Below are 255 nucleotides of genomic sequence, written 5' to 3' on the forward strand. Positions count from 1 at the left end.
CGTCGTAGTCATCGGCCACCACCAGCGACCAGGTATCCTCGTCCAGGTAGAACGTGCGCTTGGGCGCGCTGTGTCGCACCCCTTGCTTGACCGTGCCCTCCACCACCCAGACACGGTGCAGCTCGTAACGGTGCATCGACTTGTTCGGCATGTCGTTGCCGAACGCTTCCTTCTTGCTCTTGCGGAAGTCGTAAGCACCGAAGTCGTTGTACGGAACGTACATCTCCTTCTTGCCAACCAGCTTCCAGTCATACC

At 58.8% G+C, this 255-nt stretch carries 1 protein-coding gene; it reads right to left on the reverse strand.

The features are described from left to right. A partial coding sequence (locus tag ACU8YE_RS25730; RefSeq protein ID WP_446930464.1) for a DUF1329 domain-containing protein occupies positions 1 to 255 on the reverse strand: 255 nt, incomplete at both ends.

The organism is Ralstonia sp. VS2407 (assembly GCF_052950655.1).